This is a genomic window from Novosphingobium sp. (assembly GCF_040398825.1).
Classification (GTDB): domain Bacteria; phylum Pseudomonadota; class Alphaproteobacteria; order Sphingomonadales; family Sphingomonadaceae; genus Novosphingobium.
The window spans coordinates 15,735-36,014 of sequence record NZ_JBBATI010000025.1; the positions used below are offsets into that span (position 1 = coordinate 15,735).

Sequence of the window (20,280 nt, forward strand, 5' to 3'; positions counted from 1 at the left end):
ATTATTCCCGATAGCGGCATGAACTGCGTGTTTCCCTAACTCAAATGGCATAAATTGCCAATATACCGTGAAATCATGCCCGATTCCGCAAGGACAGAATGGGGCCCGCAGCGCTATGACCCACCATTCTGGTACACATTGCGGGAACGGTGCCAGAAGCAGCGACGGGGTTGAGCGATGACAGGTATGATGACCACTGCCAATCAGACTGGCACCGCGCTCACCGACAGCCGCCGCGATCACATCACCGCGCTGGAACATGTCAACCAGCGGCTGCTGTGGCTGTCCGCCTGGACCATCCACCACGCCAACCATATCCGCGAAAAGCGCGACGGGCTTAAGGTCGGCGGGCATCAGGCCAGCTGCGCATCGATCACCGCGATCATGACCGCGCTGTATTTTCACGCGCTGGGTGCCAATGACAAAGTTTCGGTCAAACCCCACGCCGGCCCGGTGCTGCACGCCATGCATTACCTGCTGGGCAACCAGACGCTTGACAAGCTCACCACCTATCGCGGGCTGGGCGGGGCGCAAAGCTATCCCAGCCGCACCAAGGACACCATCCCGGTCGATTTTTCCACCGGGTCGGTCGGGCTGGGCGTCGCCGTCACCGCGTTCAGCTCGCTGGTGCAGGATTACCTGATCGGCCATGGTCAGCTGCAGCCCGATGCGGCGGGGCGGATGATCGCGCTGATGGGCGATGCCGAACTTGACGAAGGCAATATCTACGAATGCCTGATCGAAGGGTACAAACACGATCTGCGCAATTGCTGGTGGGTGGTCGATTACAACCGCCAATCGCTCGACGCGACCACGGCCGATCGCATGTTCCGCCGGTTTGACGATATCTTTGAAACCTGCGGCTGGCGCGTGGTCACGCTGAAACACGGGCGCCTGCAACGCGAACTGTTTGCGCGCCCCGGCGGCCGCGTGATCGAACAGTGGATCGACACCTGTTCCAACGCCGAATTTGCGGTGCTGACCTACCAGGGCGGCGCGGCGTTCCGCGAACGGCTGCTGGCCGACATCGGCACCAAGCGCGGCGTGCGTGCGCTGCTCGACAGCATGGATGATGCCACGCTGGGCCAGGTGATGACCAATCTGGGCGGGCACTGCATCGAAACGCTGATCGATGCGTTTGACGCGTGCCAGGATGACCGGCCAACGATGTTCATCGCCTATACCGTAAAAGGCCACGGCCTGCCGCTGGCCGGGCACAAGGACAACCATTCGGGCATGATGAGCCCGACCCAGATGGAACAGTTCCGCGCATCGCAGAGCGTTGCCCCCGGGCAGGAATGGGAAAAATGGGCCGGCCTGGGCGACAATCTGGCGCAGACGCTGCAGCACTTTGTCGCGCACAGCCCGATCGCGCGCCAGCAGCGCGGTGCACCCGCCGCGATGATCCCGGTGCCCCCCATCCCGGTGCCGACCGGTGAGGAAAATTCGACCCAGGCCGCATTCGGGCGCGTCATGCTCGATCTGGCCAAAACCGACAGCGATCTGGCCGACCGGCTGGTCACCACCGCGCCCGATGTGACGCAGACCACCAATCTGGGCGCCTTTGTCAACCAGCGCGGCCTGTTCCGCCGGCAGGAATGCGAAGACGTGTTCCTGAACGCCAAAATCCCTTCAGTGCAGAAATGGCAGCAACACGCCGCCGGCCAGCACATCGAACTGGGCATTGCCGAAAACAACTTCTTCCTGCTGCTGGCCTCGCTCGGGCTGGCGGGCGACCATTTCGGTACGCGGCTGCTGCCGGTCGGCACAGTCTATGATCCGTTTATTGCGCGCGGGCTCGATGCGCTGAATTACGGCTGTTATTCCGATGCGCGCTTTCTGCTGGTGGGCACCCCGGCGGGCATCACGCTGGCGGCCGAGGGCGGCGCACACCAGTCGATCAACACCCCGTTGATCGGCATGGGTCAACCCGGCCTGACCAGCTATGAACCCGCCTATGCCGATGAAGTCGCGCTGATGATGGGCCACGCCTTCGATCTGATGCAGCGTCCCGATGGCTCATCGGTCTATCTGCGCCTGTCGACCCGCACCATCGCGCAAGCACCGCGTGAAAGCAGCGATTGGCAAAGCGATGCGCTGGCGGGCGGCTATTGGCTACGTCGGCCGGCGCCAGGCGCGACCGCCGCAATTGCTTTTTCGGGCGTCGTCGCGCCAGAGGCACTGGCCGCCTGGGCCGATCTGGCCGAAGATATCCCCGGGCTCGGCCTGCTGAATGTCACCTCTGCCGATCTGCTCCATCGCAGCTGGTCAGCACGCAATGCCGCCCGCTGGACCGGCGAAACCCCCGCACCGTCGCACATCGAACACCTGCTGGCGCCGCTGGCGGCCGATGCCGGGCTGATCACCGTACTCGATGGATCGCCCGCAGCATTGTCGTGGATCGGCGGGGTGCGCGGCCAGCGCGTGGTGCCGCTGGGCACAGACCGCTTCGGCCAGACCGGCGATCTGCCCGATCTGTACCGCACCTACCGGTTGGACAGCGACGCGATTATCGACGCCGCGGCCGAACTGTTCGTCTAACCGCCGCAACCGGCAGGCGGGTTGGCCCTGACCAACCCGCCTGCCCACGCCAATATTACCCGAACTTCAGCGCCTTGACCTGGCGCACACCGTTCAGATCGCGCGCCTTGGCCAGCACTTCTGCACTGACCGGGCTATCAACCGACAGCAACAGCACCGCTTCGCCGCCGGCAACCCGGCGACCCAGGTGGAACGTCCCGATGTTGATCGCCTCTGCCCCCAACAGCGTGCCGATCGACCCGATAAAGCCCGGCGTGTCGGAATTGACGATATACAGCATGTCGCCATCCAGATCGGCCTCGATCGCGATGCCGAATATTTCGACCAGCCGCGGCTGGGCATTGCCAAACAAGGTTCCCGCCACCGCGCGTTCACCCGTCGCTGTGCCCACCGTCACGCGCACCAGCGTGCGGTATTCGCCTTCACGATCATGGCGCACTTCACGCACGTCCAGCCCACGTTCCTTGGCCAGGAACGGCGCGTTGACCATGTTCACGGTCTGCGAATACTGCTTCATCAGCCCCGCCAGCACAGCCGCGGTAATCGGCTTCTGGTTCAGCTGCGCCGCCGCGCCTTCGACTTCAATGGCGATGCTTTTCACCTCATCACCCACCAGTTGCCCCACCAGCGCGCCCAGCTTTTCGGCCAGCGCCATGTATGGCTTCAGCTTAGGCGCTTCTTCGGCCGACAACGACGGCACGTTCAACGCGTTGGTGACGCCGCCGGTGGTCAGGAATTCGGCCATCTGTTCGGCCACCTGCAACGCGACATTGACTTGTGCCTCGGTCGTCGACGCACCCAGATGCGGCGTGCAGATGAAATTGGGCGTGCCAAACAGCGGGCTGTCCTTGGCCGGTTCGACATCAAACACATCGAGCGCCGCGCCGGCCACCTGCCCGCTGTCCAGCATGTCCTTCAACGCCGCCTCGTCAATCAGCCCGCCGCGCGCGCAGTTGACGATCCGCACGCCCTTTTTGGTCTTGGCCAGATTTTCACGGCTGAGAATGTTGCGCGTTTCCGACGTCAGCGGGGTGTGCAACGTGATGAAGTCGGCCTTGGCCAGCAGCGTATCCAGATCGGCCTTTTCCACACCAATTTCGATCGCGCGTTCGGGGGTCAGGAACGGATCATAGGCCACAACCTTCATCCGCAGGCCCAGCGCGCGGCTGGCCACGATCGAACCGATGTTGCCCGCGCCGATCAGCCCAAGCGTCTTGCCGGTCACTTCCACGCCCATGAAGCGGTTCTTTTCCCACTTGCCCGCCTGCGTCGAAAGGTCGGCTTCGGGCAATTGCCGCGCCAGCGCAAAGATCAGCGCGATGGCATGTTCGGCAGTGGTGATCGAATTGCCGAACGGGGTGTTCATCACCACCACGCCCTTGGCCGAGGCATAGGGAATATCGACGTTGTCCACGCCGATCCCGGCGCGGCCGATCACTTTCAGGTTGGTCGCGGCATCGATGATCGCCTTGGTGACTTTGGTCGTCGAGCGGATGGCCAGGCCATCGTACTGCCCGATGATCGCAATCAGCTCTTCGGGCGTCTTGCCAGTGATGACATCGACATCACAACCCATGTCGATAAATATCCGCTCGGCATTGGGGTCCATCTTGTCGGAAATGAGCACTTTGGGCTTTGTCATGGGAAAAAACCTTCGAATTTCGCGCGCAAACGCGCCGCTGGTCAAACGCCCTCCCCCTCAGGGGGAGGGTTGGGTGGGGGTGTAAAACGCTGGTGGGAAGCGCAGCAGGGCGACGAAAACCGTGCCCAGCCGGAAAAATCAGGCCGTGGCGGCCACGCGCAATTCCGACCAGGCCCAATCGAGCCATGGCCCCAGCGCCGCGATATCGGCGGTATCAACCGTCGCCCCGCACCAGATCCGCAAACCCGGCGGCGCATCGCGATACCCGGCGATATCAAACGCAGCGCCTTCCTTTTCCAGCAAGCCGGCAAACGCCTTGATAAAATCGGCGTCGGCACCGGCCACAGTCAAACACACCGATGTGCGCGACCGCGTACCGCTGTCATGCGCCAGATGCCCCAGCCAGGGCCGCGTGGCGACAATCTTGTCCAGCGCATGGGCATTGGCGGTGCAACGCGCCTGCAACCCGGCCAGGCCACCGACCGATTTGGCCCATTCAAGCGCAAAGATCGCGTCTTCGACCGCCAACATCGATGGCGTGTTGATGGTTTCGCCCTTGAACACGCCTTCGGTCAGCTTGCCCTTGGAAACCAGCCGGAACACTTTGGGCAGGGGCCACGACGGCGTATAGCTTTCCAGCCGTTCGACCGCGCGCGGGCCCAGCACGATCACGCCGTGGCCGCCCTCGCCGCCCAGCACTTTCTGCCAGGAAAACGTTGCGACATCGATCTTGTCCCACGGCATGTCATAGGCAAACACCGCGCTGGTGGCATCGGCAAACGACAGACCGGTACGATCATCGGGGATCCATTCGCCATCGGGCACGCGCACGCCAGACGTGGTGCCGTTCCAGGTGAACAGCACGTCATTCGACCAATCGACTTTGTCGAGATCGGGCAGCTGTCCATAATCGGCACGCATGACCGTGGGTTCCAGCTGCAATTGCTTGACCGCATCGGTCACCCAGCCTTCACCAAAGCTTTCCCATGCCAGCGTGGTCACCGGCCGCGCGCCCAGCATCGTCCACATCGCCATTTCAAACGCGCCGGTGTCCGACCCGGGCACAATGCCGATGCGGTGCGTATCGGGCAGTTCCAGCACTTCGCGCATCAGATCGATCGCCAGCGCCAGGCGCTGCTTGCCGATCTTGGCACGGTGCGAGCGCCCCAATGAGGCGGTGGCAAGTTTGTCGGGGGAAAAGCCGGGAGGCTTGGCGCAAGGTCCGGATGAAAAGAACGGACGCGCAGGCTTTACGGTCGGCTTGGCAACCGCATCTGCGGCAGTACGGGTATCAGACATGTAGTCTCTCCTTGCAGAGAGCACGCGCGGCGTTGGGACCGCGTGGCCCGGCGCCGCTTCTACTGGCAGATTACCCCGTGTCAACCAAAGCAGTGTGCGCACCATCGGGCACACCCCCGATTGGGCATTTTTATGTCAGGTTATCAGCGATTTGCGTTCGATCGGATTGCTGCGTTCCAGTTCGATGCGCTTGGCAATCTGCTGGTTGAACACGGTCGGCTGCGCGGCAAACGCGGTCGGGGTCATGCCGGTAAAATGCTTCATTTCGCGGATCAGGTGCGACTGATCATAAAACCCGTCGGCCAAAATCTGGTCAAGATTGGTATCGTGGTGGGTCATCGCCACTGCCGCCTTCAACGCGCGGTATTTGCGCGCCAGCATTTTGGGCGGCGATCCGAAATAGCGTTTGCATCGCCGCTCGACCTGGCTGAGCGACAGCCCGGTGGCACTCAGCAGATCGCCGATCTGCGGGGTCACGCTGTCGGCCAGCCAGGCATTGACCTGGTGCACAAAGGCATGAAAATCCGGGCTGGCCCTGGCCATCAGCCGCTCAAACAGATCCGTTACGATCGCCACGCGGGTGTCAAAATCGGGATGGGCGATCAGCGCGGCGCGCGCTTCGACCACCGCCGGCCCCAGCAGATGCACCGCATCAAACAGCCGGTTGGCAGCCGCCGACGCATCCATCGGCACCAGCGCCGCCCAGCCCGCCGGCATCAGCCCGGCCCCCACCACATCGATCGGTGCCGATCCGCTGATCGTGGTGTTGCCGGTGGTCGGGCCCTGGATATAGATGGTGGGCATCGCCTGGACAGTGCCGTCGACGAACTGATAATGGCCGTTTTCTCCGGCAAGAATGAACCGCAATTGCGCATAGTCGGCGCGGTCAACCGCACTGAAACTGCCGGCAGTTTGGCGAACCTGGTAAAAAAATGACACATGCTCTGCCAACGTTGCCGCCGGCTGGCGATAATCCATCCCGATGTCCGACATTCGCAACGCCCTGATTTAATTCTTGTTATGCCAAGATAATGGCCAATCTGGCGGACGCAACCGCTGTTATCATCCGGTAACACTATCCGATGCCGGACAATCGCGCCGGTAACCGGCCTGGTGCAGGATTTGCCGAGAATTGCTGCACGTGCACACCCGGCACTGCTTGCGTACAATCAATCGATTAAACAACCCACTTGATTCACCATCCGGGCTATATTCCGCAACGTCCACGGCAACTGCCCGCACACCTGCCCACGCAACGGCCTCCGCCATGGAAAGCCAGCGATGTCCGGCTCATCGCCCATCTTTGCGACCAGACCTGCCCCATTTACTGAACAGTCGATGAATTCGCAGATGGCAGGTCAATTCTGACCCATACGGGCAGGCGTCGCTGCAAATATTGACATCGGACCACCCGCACCAGACATCACGTGGCGGACTACGGGCATACTGTTGCACAAACTGCAACCACCGGCTGGTCCTGATGGCTCAAGGAGCAATGACAATGGTCACTGGATTTGGAAAAGTCGCCGCGATAACCGTAACTATGATGGGATTGTGCTTTGGCAGCGTCAACGCATACGCTGCTGCGGACAAGGATATTGTCGATACGGCGGTCGCCGCCGGACAATTCAAGACCCTTGCCGCGGCGCTGGGCGCAGCCGGACTGGTCGACACGCTAAAGGGCAAAGGCCCGTTCACGGTGTTCGCACCGACCGACGCAGCATTTGCCAAATTGCCCGCCGGCACGATCGACACGCTGCTGAAACCTGAAAACAAGGGCGCCCTGACCGCGATCCTGACCTATCATGTGGTCGCAGGCAAAGTCCCCGCCGCGACCGTGGTCAAACTGACCGAGGCAAAGACTGTCAACGGCGCAAGCGTGACCGTCAAGGTCGTCGGTGGCACGGTGATGATCAATGATGCGCAGGTGACCACTGCCGACATCATGACCTCAAACGGTGTGATCCACGTGATCGACACCGTGCTGATGCCCCCAAAAATGTAACCGTCTGCGGGCGGAGGGATGCGCATTCCGTCGGAACGGCGCATTCCTCCACCGCATCACCCAATATCCCGCACTCCACACAACACCCACACCACCGAACCGGCCTATCGCACTGACAATTTGCGCGTCAGGAATTCTGCCATCGCGGTATCGGCAGCAACCCAGTCCTGCGCACGCAGAAAATCATGCACTTCGTTGGGCAGGATCAGATCCTCGATCGGCGCCTTGCCCAGCGCCGGCAACCGCCGTTCCATGTCCACGGTCTGATCAAACCGCACATTGTGATCATCATCACCATGGATGAACAGCACCGGCGATGTCCAATCGGCGATCCGCGCCATGGCCGAACTTTCAAACGCCAGCTTCATCCCCGCATCGCGATCGCCCTGTTCATACCGGCCATAGGGCACGCCATTGGTCGCCGCCCCTCCGACATCATCCCCCAGATCCAGCGACCAGTCATGCACCCCGTGAAAATCGACCCCGGCGGCAAACACGTCAGAATTGCGCGCCAACGCCAGCGCGGTCAGCAGCCCGCCATAGGACCCGCCCCATATCCCGATTCGGGCCGGATCAACCCCAGGCAGCGATTGCAAATAGCGCGCGCCCGCCAGCACATCCTGATATTCGGATGACCCGCGCCAACCGCCACCCGCCGGATGCTGAAAATCATGGCCATAGCCGATGCCGCGGCGGTAATTGACCGACAGCACGGTAAAGCCGTGCGCGGCAAAATACTGGTTCATCGCATAGGCGTTGGAATAATAGCGCATGTACGACCAGCCCAGCAGCATCTGCCGCGATGGCCCGCCATGAACAAATACCAGGCCAGCCTTGCGCCCCGTCCCGGCGCCTTCGAACAGTTGCGCGTGGATGGTCAGTCCGTCCGGCGCCACAAACGTCACCGCGCGCGGGGTGATCAGGCGGCTTTGTGGAAACGGCACTGGCGCGGCCTGCCCGGCCAGCACCCTTGTCCCGCCCGCCTCGGCGATTGCCACCGCACAGGGCGCCTGCGCCGTCGCCCCGACAAACGCCACGCCCGATGCCAGTGCGACCGGTTCCCATTCCAGCCCTTCGCCGCGGGTCACCGCCACCGGCGCGCCAGCCAGCACCGCCACCTGCCAGATATGGCTGCGATCATCGTCATGCGCCGTGGTACCGGTGTTGGCCGAATAGAACAGCGTCTGGCCATCGCTGCTGGCACCGACATGCTCGACCATGAATGCACCAGGCGTCAGCAGCCGCGCTGCGCCCGGTTTGCCGCCCGCCGCCGTCAGCGCCAGCGCATAAAGATGCGGCCAATTGTCGGCGGTCGACAGAAAGGTCAGGCCCTGATTTCCCGCCCAGTGCAGATTGGCGCCGCCGGTCACATCGGGATAGCTGTCGCGCAGGGTCGCGCCGCTGGCCCACACCGTGGTGGCAGCCCCGGTGGCGGCATCGGCCACCCTGATCGTCCAGGGATCTGCCCGTTGCGTGGTCAGCGCCGGCGGGCCGCTATAGCCGGTCACGTGGGTATAGGCGATCTGCCGGCCATCGGGGGACCACACCGCATCGTCATCGTTGCCGATGCTCGGCGCCAGCCAGCGCAAGGGCTGGTCCGGCACGGAATAGACCCCGACAAAGCTGTGATCTCCGCGTTCCGACACAAACAGCAGGCGCTTGCCATCCGACGACCACACCAGGCCATGATCCTTGCCGCGGTCAAAAAACAGCCGGGTGGCGTCCTTGTCCTTGCGGCCGATCGCGTACACCACGCCGTCGCGCACAAAGGCCATACGACCATCGGCCGAAAGCACCGGCGCGTCACCCTCGGTCACTGCCTGCGCCATTGCCGAACCCGCCAGATCAACCCGCCAGATCATCATGCGCGGCTGTTCCGGGCTGGACGCCGCATCGGGCGGAAACCCGCCCGCTGCCGCATAATTCGCGTCATGGTCACCGCCGCGCACAAACGCCAGGCTCTGGCCATCGGGTGCAAAGGTCAGCCCGGTCAATTCCTGCCCGTCATCGCCGGCAAAGGCCGTGACTTTGACCGGGACAAACGCGGGCGCCCCAGCCACAAACACCGCACGTTCGCCATCGACATTGCGCACCCATGCCACGCGGGTGCCATCGGCAGATGCAACCAGCCCGTCGACCGCGGGAAAATGCAGGTAATCCGCCAGCCCGGCCCCAGCCTGTTCCTGCGCCCAAAGCGGCCCCGCCAATGCCATCGCCAGCCCGGCCACAAACACCCAACGCGCAACGCAATTCATGCCATTTCCCCCGCAACCGGGCCGCCCCGGCCGGTCCCCACGCCGAAGCTATGGACATTGCCCCCGGACGCAAGGCACAATCCGCCCGACGAACAGCCAGACCGCACCTCTACGTGGAAAAATGCCCAGGGGCGGCAAGGGTTTGTTTACCATACCCGGGTGATGATCGCCCCATGGCCACTCCCGCCCCGACTCCGCGCCGTCGCCTTACCGCTGGCTGGTGGCTGGCGTGGCTCATGCTGCCGGCGCTGGCCGGTTGTGTCGGCAGCCCGGCGCATCAGCCCGCGCCGCAATCGACCATGACCATGCGCATCGCACCCGCACCCGCCGAACGCCAGTGCCTGGCCAGCCTCAGCCAGACCCAGGTCAATTTCACCCCGCTGCCCGATCAGTATTTTGGCGCCGGCTGTTCCACCTACAACGCCGTGCGGCTGGGCTGGCTGCGCAGCGATGATGCCCATTTGCAACTGGCCAACCTGGGTGCCGTCACCTGCCCGCTGGCCTCGTCGCTGGAAGGCTGGGCGCGCTATGGCGTCGATCGCGCCGCGCGCCAGATGCTGGGCAGCCCGCTGTCGCGCATCGACACCATGGGCAGCTACAACTGCCGCAATGTGGCTGGCACCGACCGCCGCAGCGGCCATGCCAGCGCCAATGCGGTCGATATCGCCGGCTTCGTGCTGGCCGATGGGCACCGCATCAGCGTCAAGGGCGGCTGGTCGGAAGGAACGCCGACCGAACGCAATTTCCTGCGCGTCATCCGTGCCAGCGCCTGCAAGCGGTTTGGCGTGGTGCTGACCCCGGATTACAACCCCGCGCACCACGACCATTTCCATCTGGAGGTCGGCGCCGCGCGCGGTATCTGCCACTGATCGGGTCGTGTTCCGGCACCGCCGGCCGGTCAGGCGGCGTCCAGCCCGGTCGCCTCTATGCGCAACCGTACCGCTTCGGCGGCATGGCGCGCGCCCAGCTTGCCCATCATCTTCATGCGGTGAATTTCCACCGTGCGCGGGCTGATTTCCAGGTCGCGCGCAATCGCCTTGTTGCTGCACCCTTCGGCCAGCCGGTCCAGCACTTCGCGTTCGCGCAAGGACAGCCGCGCGATGCGCTGCCGCGCCTCTGCCGCGCGGGCGCGCTGGGCGCGATGCGTTTCCGCCTCTCGCGCGGCACGGGCAATCGCGTCGTTCAACGGGCCGATCTGCTGCGGCACCCCCAGATAATCCAGCGCCCCCGCCTTGATCGCGCTGACCACCGCCACGGTATCGGGCACTTCGGCAATCGCGATCACCGGCAACCATTGACCGGCACGCATCATCGCCGCGATCAGGCTGGGCACTGCCAGCCCTGGCGGATCATCGTGCGCCAGCACCAGCCCCCCCGATGGGGCATGCGCCAGCAGCTCTTCGGTGTTGGCATAGATTTCGGCATGGTGCCCGGCGGCAAAGGCCAGGCGGGCGAGCTGTGCACGGCGAGCAGAGTCGCCATCGAGGATGTGCAGGGTGACGCGGTCAATCATGTGAACCATGAACCATTGATTGATGGCATAAGGCCAATGGGGTTAGTTTCATTACGAACCCAACCACCGGGCAAACACCAACGTCCCCTCACACAATCCTAAGGGAATTCGCCTCCGGAACGGAGACGTTTGTTAAAGCAAAGGTTTTCTGCGACCGGTTTGGCGGGGCCACACCCCGCTTGAGCCCAAACAATGATGGCCTGGTTACCACCCCAAGTGAATCACCTAACCAATATGGCTAAGTATTCTGCCTAAGCAATACTGCTATGGTTTTCTTCTCAGTGTGTTTACGCAGGCGTCGTCACGTCGGTGTCGGTGGCCATGTCATAGGCCGGCAGCGACTGAAACGCCTTGCGCAGCGCCTCGCTCCAGCCCCGCGAAATCGATCGAAAATAGGGATCGTCAACCCCGATCCGGCGTTGGTGGTGCGGAACAAACCGGTCACGTTCGATCACCAGCAGGTCCAGCGGCAACCCGACCGAAAGATTGGCCGCCAGCGTCGAATCAAACGACACCATCACCAGCTTTACCGCGTCTTCGAACCCCATCGCCCGGTCATAGCCGCGCAACAGGATCGGCCGGCCATATTTGGTTTCGCCGATCTGGAAAAACGGCGTGTCAAAGCTGGCCTCGATAAAGTTGCCTTCAGGATAAATCAGGAACAGTCGCGGTTCCATCCCGCGGATCTGCCCGGCAACGATGATCGATGCGCTGAACCGCGCGCCTTCGGCCTGCGGGCCCTCGCCGGGGTCGGGAAATTCGCCCGGCCCTTCGATCACCCGCCGCACCAGCCGCCCGACCTCACCCGCCACCTGAAACATCGTCGGTGCCTCCAGGATCGACGGGTGGCGATCGCCGGGCACCTTGTTGCGTTCCTCCAGCTGGCTGATCACCGATTGCGTGGTGGCCAGGTTGCCCGCGGTCATCAGCGTGATGATCCGTTCGCCCGGCACGCAAAACGTGAACATCTTGCGAAAGGTGGAAATGTTGTCGACGCCCGAATTGGTGCGGGTGTCGCTCATCAGCACCAGCCCGCGGTCCAGCATCATGCCCACGCAATATGTCATCGAAAAGGGTTCCGCCCGGGATTGTTGCGCGATCGTCGGCCATGATCAGGCCCGCACGATCCGGCGCTGTCTGTGATGTCAGACCGGTGTTAGCACCAAATCATGTGATTCGGTGCCAAATCCGTCTATCAGGTCACTGCCAGCGCACGCACCGCCACCGTGATCTCCATGCGGTCGCGCACAGCCGCCGCCCCGCTGGCGTCAGGCACTGTCGAGGTCAGCCCCTTGACCGGCGCGGCATCCAGGTAATCGCGCCCCGTGGCCACCCGCACATACCGGTCATCGGGGCAGATCGCGTTGGCCACATCGAACCCGATCCACCCGATCCCTTCGACAAACCCTTCCGCCCAGCCATGCCCGGCGTCCTGATCGTCACGGCCGTCAATCTGCAGATAGCCGCTGACATAGCGCGCCGGAATCCCCATCCGCCGCGCCGCCGCGATAAACACATGCGCCTGATCCTGGCACACCCCGCGTGCCGCGCCCAGCGCCGCCTCTGCCGTGGTGGCAACATCGGTATGGCCATGGGCATAGGCAACGCATTCACCCACCCGTTCGGCCAGCAGATGCAGCCTGGCCAACTGGTCGTGCGCGGCATCGCGCGCGACCGCCGCCGCCAGCGCGGCAATCCCGGCCCCCGCCGCTGTCAGCGGCGTTTCGCGCGCAAAATGCCACAACGGCAAATAGCCGGCATGGCGCCCGACCACCCCCGCCTCATCGCGGGTTTCCACCCGCCCCTGCGCGCGGATGGTCACCGTGGTGGTGCCCGGCGTCAGGCTGACCAGCGTGGTGCGGTTGCCATATTCGTCATCATAGCTGACCTCCACCGTCGCGCCATCACACGCCACCTCCCACGCCAGCACGGTCTGCCCGCGCGCGGTCACCGGGGTCAGCCGCAACCGTTGCAGCCCGCGCCGGATCGGGCCGGCAAAGTGATAGGTGGTGGCATGATCGATCGCTAGCTGCATGGGGGCGGTCCGGTCATTCGACAAAGCGGTAATCGCGCTGGATCTGTTGCGCCAGGCGATAGTTGCAGGCCAGGAATTGCTCGATAAACTGGTGCAGGCCCTGGTCGAAAATGCCTTCGATGGTCAGGCCCGCCAATTGTGCATGGGCATCGCGCTGAATGCCGTGCGCCTCGGTGTCAAAGCCGTATTCGCGCGCCAGACACGCCAGGTTGGTCGACAGTTCGTCATAACAGAACGCCAGGCTGCGCGGGAAGCGTTCGTCCAGAATCAGGAACTGGGCAATCCCGCGCGGGTCCATCTGCCCGGCATTCAGCCAGCGATAGGCGCGTTCCCCCGCGCACGCACGCAACACATTGTCCCACTGCACATTGTCCAGGCTCGATCCCACCGCCGACAGGCTGGGCAACAGCACATAGTATTTCACATCCAGAATGCGCGCGGTGTTGTCAGCGCGTTCGATAAACGTGCCGATCCGCGCAAAATAAAAGATGTCGTTGCGCAGCATGGTGCCTTCGATCGCGCCGCGCACCAGCGTGGATTGCCGCCGCACCGCATCCAGCACATCGCGCAGCCGCGTTTCGGTCACCGGGCGTGCCAGCACATCCTTCAGCTTCATCCAGCTTTCGTTGACCGCTTCCCACACTTCGCGGGTGATCCCGGTGCGCACCATCCGCGCATTGGTGCGCGCCATTTCGATCATCGCCAGCACGCTGGCCGGGTTGTCGCGGTCGCGCAGCACATAATTGAACACCTGCGGCCCGGTCACGTCCTTGCCATAACGCGCCGCAAACGCACGGTGCAGCCCCAGCGTGATCAGCACGCTGCGCCATTCCTCGCTCGCCGCTCCGCTGTCGCGGGTCAGCGCCATGCGAAACCCGGCCTCGATCAGCCGGACCGTGTTTTCCGCGCGCTCCAGATAGCGGAACAGCCAGAAGATGCCGTTGGCCGAACGCCCTAGCATGCCGCGCATCCCGGCTGCCGATTGCGCCAAGGTCTAATCATCCAGCACCCAACTGTCCTTGGTGCCGCCACCTTGCGACGAATTGACCACCAATGATCCCTTTTTCAGCGCCACCCGCGTCAGCCCGCCCGGGGTAATATCGATGCCATGCGGGCTGACCAGCACAAACGGCCGCAGATCGACATGGCGCGGCGCCAGCCCGGCCTTGGTAAAGGTGGGCACGGTCGACAGTGACAGCGTCGGCTGGGCAATGTAATTGTCTGGCCGCGCGCGCAATTTGGCCGCAAACGCCGCAATTTCGCGCTTGGACGAGGTCGGCCCGATCAACATGCCATACCCGCCCGACCCGTGCACTTCCTTCACCACCAGATCGGCCAGGTTGTCCAGAACATAGCCCAGCGCATCCGCCTCTGAACAGCGCCAGGTCGGCACATTGGGCAGGATCGGTTTTTCCCCGGTATAGAATTCGACGATTTCCGGCATGAAGCTGTAAATCGCCTTGTCATCCGAAATGCCGGTGCCCGGCGCATTGGCGATCGTTACCCCGCCCGCGCGATATACATCCATGATCCCGGCGACGCCCAGCACGCTCGTCGGATTGAACGACAGCGGATCCAGGAAATCGTCATCGACCCGGCGATAGATCACGTCGACCGGTTGCCACCCGCGCGTCGTGCGCATCACCACGCGCCCGCCTTCGACGCGTAGATCGCTGCCCTCGACCAGCTCGGCACCCATCTGGTCGGCCAGAAAGGCATGTTCGTAATAGGCCGAATTGTAGATGCCCGGGGTCAGCACCGCCACCGTCGGCTTGTCGCGCCCATCGGCGGCAAACGCCGGCGGTGCGCACGCGGCCAGGCTGCGCGCCAGCCGACGCGGATAATCCGAAACCTCGCGCACCCGCACGCGGGTGAACAGTTCGGGAAACATCGCCATCATGGTTTCGCGGTTTTCCAGCATATACGACACGCCGGACGGGGTGCGGGCATTGTCCTCCAGCACCATGAAATCGTCTTCGCCGGTGCGCACCAGATCGATGCCGACGATATGCGTGTACACCCCGCCCGGCGGGGTAAACCCGGCCATCTGCGGCAGATAGGCGGCATTGTCGCACAACAACCGTTCGGGCAGGCGGCCCGCGCGCACGATTTCCTGGCGATGGTACAGATCGTGCAAAAACGCATTCAGCGCGCGTACCCGCTGTTCGATCCCGCGCGACAGTTTGCGCCATTGCCCGGCGGTGATGATGCGCGGTACCGGGTCAAACGGAATCAGCCGTTCTTCGGCATCGGCGGCGCCATAAACGTTAAAGGTGATGCCGGTGCGACGAAAAAACGCCTCCGCCTCAACCCTCTTGCGTTTCAGGTGCCCTGGCGGTTGCGCGGCCAGCCACTGGTTGTACCCTTCATAACCCGGGCGCACGGCGCCATCGCCATCCAGCATTTCGTCATAGGCGGGGGCTGTCGGTGTGGCACTGGTCATGGGTTCATTCCGTCTCGCCGCGCAAGCTTGCACAGGTGAGCCTTGCGGACAAGTCGGTTTACCGTTGAATGACCTCGATCAAAAATGGCGCTTCCCCGCAAGACATGGCCCATCTGGTGTCCATTCCAGCCCGGCCCGATCGCGGCAACGCCCTTTTTGGCAAAATCACCGTTGCCCGTGCCGATATCGCATCAATCCGACCACAAACCCCAGCGCCAGCAATTGCACCACAAACAGCCCGACAAACCCGGCGTGATAGCCACCGGTCGCATCGCGCGCGATGCCCCAGCCGATGGGGCCGAAAAACGCCCCGGTCTGGCTCATCGTGTTGACCATGGCGGTGGCCACCGCCATGTTGCGTGGCTGCACCAGATCGGTGCACAGCATCCACACCGACAACGTGACCGATCCCCAGCTGGCTACAAACAGGACATAGGCCACCAGCCCCAACGCCAGCCCCCCGTTCAGCGCAAACAACGCATAGGCGATCATCACCAGCGCGGTGCTGACCAGCAGAAACGGCAGTCGCGCGCCACTGCGGTCCGACAACCACCCGGTAAACAGCATGCCTGCCGCCCCCACCAGCCCGCTGACGCTGACCAGCGCGCCGATCGATGCCATCGACCAGCCTGTCACTTGCGCCAGGATCTGCGGTTCCGACAGGGTAAAGGTGTAATAGGCACACGTGGTCAACAGCCCGACCATGCCCAGCAACAGCACCACCGGCAGGCGTAAGGCGGCCAGCGGATTGCCATGGCGCGCCGAAACCGGCGCATCCGCCGCCAATTGCCCCGCCAGCCAGTCCTTTTCCGCTGGCGTCAGCCAGGTTACCGACTGCGGCGTTTCGGGCAGCGCATACAGCACCAGCAGGCCAACCAGCACCGCCGGCAGCCCCTCGACCAGAAACAGCCATTGCCAGCCTTTCAACCCGCCGGCCCCGTTCAGCGCCAGCAGCCAGGCCGACAGGACCCCCATCACCACGCGGGTCAGCGGTCCCGAAATATAAAACCGGCTGATCGCCCGCCCGCGCGCTGCACGCGGAAACCACAACGACAGGTACAGGATCACCCCCGGGAAAAACCCTGCCTCCGCCATCCCCAGCAAGAATCGCAAGGCGTAGAATTGCCAGGCGGTCTGCACAAACATCATCGCGGCGGCGATCAGCCCCCAACTGATCATGATCCGCGCAATCCACCGCCGCGCGCCCACGCGTTCCAGCAACAGGTTCGACGGGATTTCAAACAGCGCGTACGACGCAAAAAACACGCCCCCGCCAATGCCATAGACTGTCGCCGAAAATCCCAGGTCGGCGTTCATGGTCTTTGCGGCAAAGCTGATGTTCGACCGGTCCATGAACGCGATCATATAGGCCAGCCCCAGCAACGGGATGATCCGCCAACTGGCCCGGCGCAGCACCGCCACGCCATCAACCCCGTCCACCTGCCCCATGCCATCCCCGATCCGCGCCAATGCCGTACCGGATGACTATGGCGCGCCTACACCCGACCGCCAAGCCATCTTAAGCCCCTCCGCTTCAGCGAAGGGGTTGGAGTGGGGGCTATCCCCAGGCGCCAGGCTATCTGCGAGCACGGCAAGGGCTCAGCTCAGGGATTATCCTGATCCAGCGTGGCGATCACCCCCACCAGCGCACGGGCGACATCGGGGTGACTGGCAAAGCCCAGATGGGTGCAGCGCATCGCCAGCGCACGATCACGCTCGCCCGGTCGCCCACACGAACTGCGCGGCGATACAATACCATCGCGCGGGCTCCACAGCGCCACTGTCGGCACCGGCGGCTTTACACCGAAACAGCGGTCACCCACCGGCGGCGCATCAACCAGGTGGCCGGTAATCAGCTGATAGGCGCGCCAGGCATTGTTGGCACGGCGGTCGCCCGAAAACGGCGATCCCATGGTGATCACCATCGCCACCGCATCAGGATGCCGATGCGCAATTTCGCGCGCAAACAATCCGCCCAGGCTCCACCCGATCAGCACCAGCGGCTGGCCTTCACGCCGCGCCATCGTCACCACGCGTTCGCACAACCGGTCAAACCGGTCGGCATCCGGCCCGAAATTGAACCCCAGCCCCCAGTCTGCCACGCGGTGCCCGGCGGCCGCCAGCACATGGCCCAGCCGCCGCATCCGCAACGGGTGCGTGCCAAACCCGGGCAACAGCATCACCGGCCGCGACAACCCCGGTGGCAGCATGGCGGTCGGATCGCGCCGTTCGGCACCCCGCGCGCGCCACAGTTCAAACGGCGTTTTCAATTCGCTCAACAACCGCGGCAATGCCGGCCCGCGCGCCTCGCTCGGCCGCGGCTGAAACGCCAGCGCCCCGCGCCAGGCAATCGCCCGCCGCCAATCTCCCAGCCGCGCCCGCGCATCACGCCACCGATCGCCCAGATCGCGATCAGCAGCGCCCGCGAATCGCAACGGTGTCAGGGCCAGGCCCGCAGAGGGAAGTCGTTTCATCGCCATCTCATGCCCACCATGAGATCAACCGGCGATGAACGCGACACTTTTCCGATTGTGACATATTGATGTCAAAAACCGCCCTTTGGGGCATAAATTATCAAACAAGCCGCCAACCACCCCACCAAAATCTTCCCAGACCAGGGGATGATATGAAGACGGCACGACGCGACTGCCCGCCACGGTAGAACACGGCGCGCGCGTGCGCGGGACCGTGCGGGGTGCACGGCCGACCGGCACGGACTTTCGCGGGCAATCCACCCGCGGGCGATTTACCTTACGACCTGCAGGGATTGCAGATTTTATCCAATACATCCGAAAACCACTCAACTAATCAAAGATAATCAGGCTATTGCACAATAGGCAAAGCAGACAATCCAACATTCTTGTTTTAAGAAATTTCCATGAAAATAAAACCAATGGCTTTTTATCAGTACTGGTAACAACCGGGCAGGAGGGGTGTTAAAATGACGCACATTAACAAGATCTTTTCGAGCGTTTTACTGCTTACATTTGTCGCATATTCGGCGCAAGCCCAGGCTCCCGCCAACAACTGGACCGGCTTTTATGGCGGGGTCAACGGTACTGTGCAGGCCGCCACATCGTCGGCCACCGGCACGAACACCTATACGACAGAGGCGCCGGTTGTTGAGCCGACCGGCGGATCAACCGACGGGCCGCCAGTCTTGCAGATCAGCGGGCAGACGGTTGTCCAGACTGAGCCGATCGCAGACCACCGCACCAGAACCAGCGCCGGCGCTGGCGCCCGGCTGGGCTATAACTATCAATTCGGGCATATGGTGATCGGCGCCGAAAGCGATTTCAACATCGCCACCTTTTCCACTGGCGCCGCCGGGCTGGGCACGGGCGTCGCCGGGCCCAATGAAGGCTATGCCACTTATACCCATGGCACCGTGGTCGGCACCGTCCGCGCGCGCGCCGGCGTTGCGTTCGATCGCCTGCTTGTCTTCGGCACCGGCGGGTTGGCGCTCAGCGATCTGCGCCAAACCCTGATCACCAATTCCGGCTTTACCGTTTCGCGCCACCAGACCACGGGCTGGACCGGCGGCGGCGGCCTGGAATACCGCATAGCCCCGCGCATCACGCTGGCCGCCACGGGGCTCTATTCCGATTTCGGCAATTCTGCGCTAAGCGCAGGAGGTGGAACCAGCGGCTTTGTCGCGGACATGAAGACCCATTTCTTCACCGCCACGATCGGCGTAAACGCCCGCTTTTGACACTTTGAATGGAGACGTGGTCGTCGTGACCAACGGGCATTGCGCAATTGGCAAATCGTGCAGTGCCCGCTGGTCGCGCGCCGTGGGTTAACCCCCGGCACGCTGCATCACCCATCAATTCGTCCGGTCATCCGGCCTGCAATCGCCCACGCGGTGCGACGTGGCGACCAGATGCATGGTCATCGCCTTGCCACCGTGGTCGCCGGCCATGGTCATGTCCATGGTATAGCTGTCTGGGGTATAGCTGCCGTTCATGGTCATGGTGCGGTCGCCGCCTTCGTCCTTGCAGGCCATCGTCCCGGCAATCTTGCCCCCGCCCATCGTGAAATCCTTATAAGTGCAGTGCGAATCGCCCTTCCCGAAAAACGTGCTGTCGGGCTTTTCCGCCTTTTCCGGGGTCAGGCAGGTGCGCGTCACATGGGCTGGGCCGGCAGCATTCTGTGCCATGGCCGATTTCATCGCGGCAGCCATTTCGGGCGACAGGCCCTCGATCGACACGTCCGCCATTTTCGCCGTGGTTTCCCATGCGCCGGGTTGAAAATGAATGCCGGCATCGGTCACTTTGCTGGCCACTTCGCTGGCGCTGGCGTTTTTCACCTCCACCGCCTTCTTTTCGCCGCATCCGGCCAACAGCGCAGGCACGGCCAGCAGGCTGATTGTGGTTATCGTGATCCGCATTGCCCCATCCCCTCGTCCACCGTGTTTTCAAGGCGCAGGATATCAGCAATTGGGCGCGGTGCCAAATTGCCCTCGCTGCCTGCCACGGCTGATTGCGGAACGGGACAGGAACGCCCATATTGGCGGGGCATACCAACCCCGCATCCGGAACACCCGC

At 63.2% G+C, this 20,280-nt stretch carries 16 protein-coding genes; 4 read left to right on the plus strand and 12 right to left on the minus strand.

The features are described 5' to 3' along the window. Positions 1 to 189 precede the first annotated feature (189 nt). On the plus strand, positions 190 to 2,541 hold the full coding sequence (locus tag ABWP89_RS12695) for a thiamine pyrophosphate-binding protein (protein ID WP_353229691.1): 2,352 nt from the start codon (positions 190 to 192) through the stop codon (positions 2,539 to 2,541). A 55-nt stretch (positions 2,542 to 2,596) separates the two neighbouring features. Here the strand turns inward: ABWP89_RS12695 and serA are convergent, their stop codons facing one another. From serA to ABWP89_RS12710, 3 genes are all read right to left on the minus strand, one after another. Further along, positions 2,597 to 4,183 carry a phosphoglycerate dehydrogenase gene (gene serA / locus ABWP89_RS12700; protein WP_353229692.1) on the minus strand — a complete coding sequence of 529 codons (1,587 nt, stop codon included), beginning with the start codon at positions 4,181 to 4,183 and terminating at the stop codon, positions 2,597 to 2,599. 138 nt (positions 4,184 to 4,321) lie between these two features. Further along, positions 4,322 to 5,482, minus strand: a complete 1,161-nt coding sequence (locus ABWP89_RS12705) for a phosphoserine transaminase (protein ID WP_353229693.1) — start codon at positions 5,480 to 5,482, stop codon at positions 4,322 to 4,324. Positions 5,483 to 5,617: 135 nt separating this feature from the next. Further along, the gene (locus tag ABWP89_RS12710; RefSeq protein ID WP_353229694.1) at positions 5,618 to 6,475 is read right to left on the minus strand and encodes a helix-turn-helix domain-containing protein; all 858 of its coding nucleotides are present in this window, start codon (positions 6,473 to 6,475) and stop codon (positions 5,618 to 5,620) included. Positions 6,476 to 6,977: 502 nt separating this feature from the next. Between ABWP89_RS12710 and ABWP89_RS12715 the strand changes: the two genes are divergently transcribed. Next, positions 6,978 to 7,487, plus strand: coding sequence for a fasciclin domain-containing protein (locus tag ABWP89_RS12715; protein WP_502915282.1), 510 nt, complete (start codon positions 6,978 to 6,980; stop codon positions 7,485 to 7,487). Between the two features lie 104 nt (positions 7,488 to 7,591). Here the strand turns inward: ABWP89_RS12715 and ABWP89_RS12720 are convergent, their stop codons facing one another. Further along, positions 7,592 to 9,742 carry a S9 family peptidase gene (locus tag ABWP89_RS12720; RefSeq protein WP_353229696.1) on the minus strand — a complete coding sequence of 717 codons (2,151 nt, stop codon included), beginning with the start codon at positions 9,740 to 9,742 and terminating at the stop codon, positions 7,592 to 7,594. A 173-nt stretch (positions 9,743 to 9,915) separates the two neighbouring features. Between ABWP89_RS12720 and ABWP89_RS12725 the strand changes: the two genes are divergently transcribed. Next, positions 9,916 to 10,611 (plus strand): extensin family protein, encoded by a 696-nt coding sequence (locus ABWP89_RS12725; protein ID WP_353229697.1) that lies wholly within the window; start codon positions 9,916 to 9,918, stop codon positions 10,609 to 10,611. 29 nt (positions 10,612 to 10,640) lie between these two features. On the opposite strand, the gene ABWP89_RS12730 is transcribed toward ABWP89_RS12725, so the two are convergent. From ABWP89_RS12730 to ABWP89_RS12760, 7 genes are all read right to left on the minus strand, one after another. After that, entirely contained in the window at positions 10,641 to 11,264 is a 624-nt protein-coding gene (locus ABWP89_RS12730) for a response regulator transcription factor (protein ID WP_353229698.1), read from the minus strand. A gap of 278 nt (positions 11,265 to 11,542) precedes the next feature. Beyond that, positions 11,543 to 12,322 carry a proteasome-type protease gene (locus ABWP89_RS12735; protein ID WP_353229699.1) on the minus strand — a complete coding sequence of 260 codons (780 nt, stop codon included), beginning with the start codon at positions 12,320 to 12,322 and terminating at the stop codon, positions 11,543 to 11,545. A gap of 128 nt (positions 12,323 to 12,450) precedes the next feature. Next, a complete protein-coding gene (locus tag ABWP89_RS12740; protein WP_353229700.1) occupies positions 12,451 to 13,290 on the minus strand; it encodes a transglutaminase family protein in 840 nt (279 codons plus the stop codon). A gap of 13 nt (positions 13,291 to 13,303) precedes the next feature. Beyond that, positions 13,304 to 14,251, minus strand: coding sequence for an alpha-E domain-containing protein (locus ABWP89_RS12745; RefSeq protein WP_353229702.1), 948 nt, complete (start codon positions 14,249 to 14,251; stop codon positions 13,304 to 13,306). Positions 14,252 to 14,284: 33 nt separating this feature from the next. Then, positions 14,285 to 15,733, minus strand: coding sequence for a circularly permuted type 2 ATP-grasp protein (locus tag ABWP89_RS12750; RefSeq protein ID WP_353229704.1), 1,449 nt, complete (start codon positions 15,731 to 15,733; stop codon positions 14,285 to 14,287). Between the two features lie 165 nt (positions 15,734 to 15,898). Continuing rightward, the gene (locus tag ABWP89_RS12755; RefSeq protein WP_353229705.1) at positions 15,899 to 17,182 is read right to left on the minus strand and encodes an MFS transporter; all 1,284 of its coding nucleotides are present in this window, start codon (positions 17,180 to 17,182) and stop codon (positions 15,899 to 15,901) included. Positions 17,183 to 17,337: 155 nt separating this feature from the next. Continuing rightward, a complete protein-coding gene (locus tag ABWP89_RS12760) occupies positions 17,338 to 18,207 on the minus strand; it encodes an esterase/lipase family protein (protein ID WP_353229706.1) in 870 nt (289 codons plus the stop codon). A gap of 467 nt (positions 18,208 to 18,674) precedes the next feature. Here ABWP89_RS12760 and ABWP89_RS12765 point away from each other — a divergent pair, with 467 nt between their 5' ends. Beyond that, positions 18,675 to 19,445, plus strand: a complete 771-nt coding sequence (locus ABWP89_RS12765) for an outer membrane protein (protein WP_353229707.1) — start codon at positions 18,675 to 18,677, stop codon at positions 19,443 to 19,445. A gap of 114 nt (positions 19,446 to 19,559) precedes the next feature. Here ABWP89_RS12765 and ABWP89_RS12770 read toward each other — a convergent pair whose 3' ends face one another. Next, positions 19,560 to 20,123, minus strand: coding sequence for a DUF3617 domain-containing protein (locus ABWP89_RS12770; RefSeq protein WP_353229708.1), 564 nt, complete (start codon positions 20,121 to 20,123; stop codon positions 19,560 to 19,562). Positions 20,124 to 20,280 lie beyond the last annotated feature (157 nt).

Bases quoted from the DNA above. Each gene is read 5' to 3' on its own strand.
- ABWP89_RS12705 (WP_353229693.1), bottom strand. From the start codon at position 5,482: ATGTCTGATACCCGTACTGCCGCAGATGCGGTTGCCAAGCCGACCGTA.
- ABWP89_RS12695 (WP_353229691.1), top strand. From the start codon at position 190: ATGACCACTGCCAATCAGACTGGCACCGCGCTCACCGACAGCCGCCGC.
- ABWP89_RS12755 (WP_353229705.1), bottom strand. From the start codon at position 17,182: ATGGGGCAGGTGGACGGGGTTGATGGCGTGGCGGTGCTGCGCCGGGCC.
- ABWP89_RS12725 (WP_353229697.1), top strand. From the start codon at position 9,916: ATGGCCACTCCCGCCCCGACTCCGCGCCGTCGCCTTACCGCTGGCTGG.
- ABWP89_RS12750 (WP_353229704.1), bottom strand. From the start codon at position 15,733: ATGACCAGTGCCACACCGACAGCCCCCGCCTATGACGAAATGCTGGAT.
- ABWP89_RS12765 (WP_353229707.1), top strand. From the start codon at position 18,675: ATGACGCACATTAACAAGATCTTTTCGAGCGTTTTACTGCTTACATTT.
- ABWP89_RS12740 (WP_353229700.1), bottom strand. From the start codon at position 13,290: ATGCAGCTAGCGATCGATCATGCCACCACCTATCACTTTGCCGGCCCG.
- serA (WP_353229692.1), bottom strand. From the start codon at position 4,183: ATGACAAAGCCCAAAGTGCTCATTTCCGACAAGATGGACCCCAATGCC.
- ABWP89_RS12760 (WP_353229706.1), bottom strand. From the start codon at position 18,207: ATGAAACGACTTCCCTCTGCGGGCCTGGCCCTGACACCGTTGCGATTC.
- ABWP89_RS12730 (WP_353229698.1), bottom strand. From the start codon at position 11,264: ATGGTTCACATGATTGACCGCGTCACCCTGCACATCCTCGATGGCGAC.
- ABWP89_RS12770 (WP_353229708.1), bottom strand. From the start codon at position 20,123: ATGCGGATCACGATAACCACAATCAGCCTGCTGGCCGTGCCTGCGCTG.
- ABWP89_RS12715 (WP_502915282.1), top strand. From the start codon at position 6,978: ATGACAATGGTCACTGGATTTGGAAAAGTCGCCGCGATAACCGTAACT.
- ABWP89_RS12745 (WP_353229702.1), bottom strand. From the start codon at position 14,251: ATGCTAGGGCGTTCGGCCAACGGCATCTTCTGGCTGTTCCGCTATCTG.
- ABWP89_RS12710 (WP_353229694.1), bottom strand. From the start codon at position 6,475: ATGTCGGACATCGGGATGGATTATCGCCAGCCGGCGGCAACGTTGGCA.
- ABWP89_RS12720 (WP_353229696.1), bottom strand. From the start codon at position 9,742: ATGAATTGCGTTGCGCGTTGGGTGTTTGTGGCCGGGCTGGCGATGGCA.
- ABWP89_RS12735 (WP_353229699.1), bottom strand. From the start codon at position 12,322: ATGACATATTGCGTGGGCATGATGCTGGACCGCGGGCTGGTGCTGATG.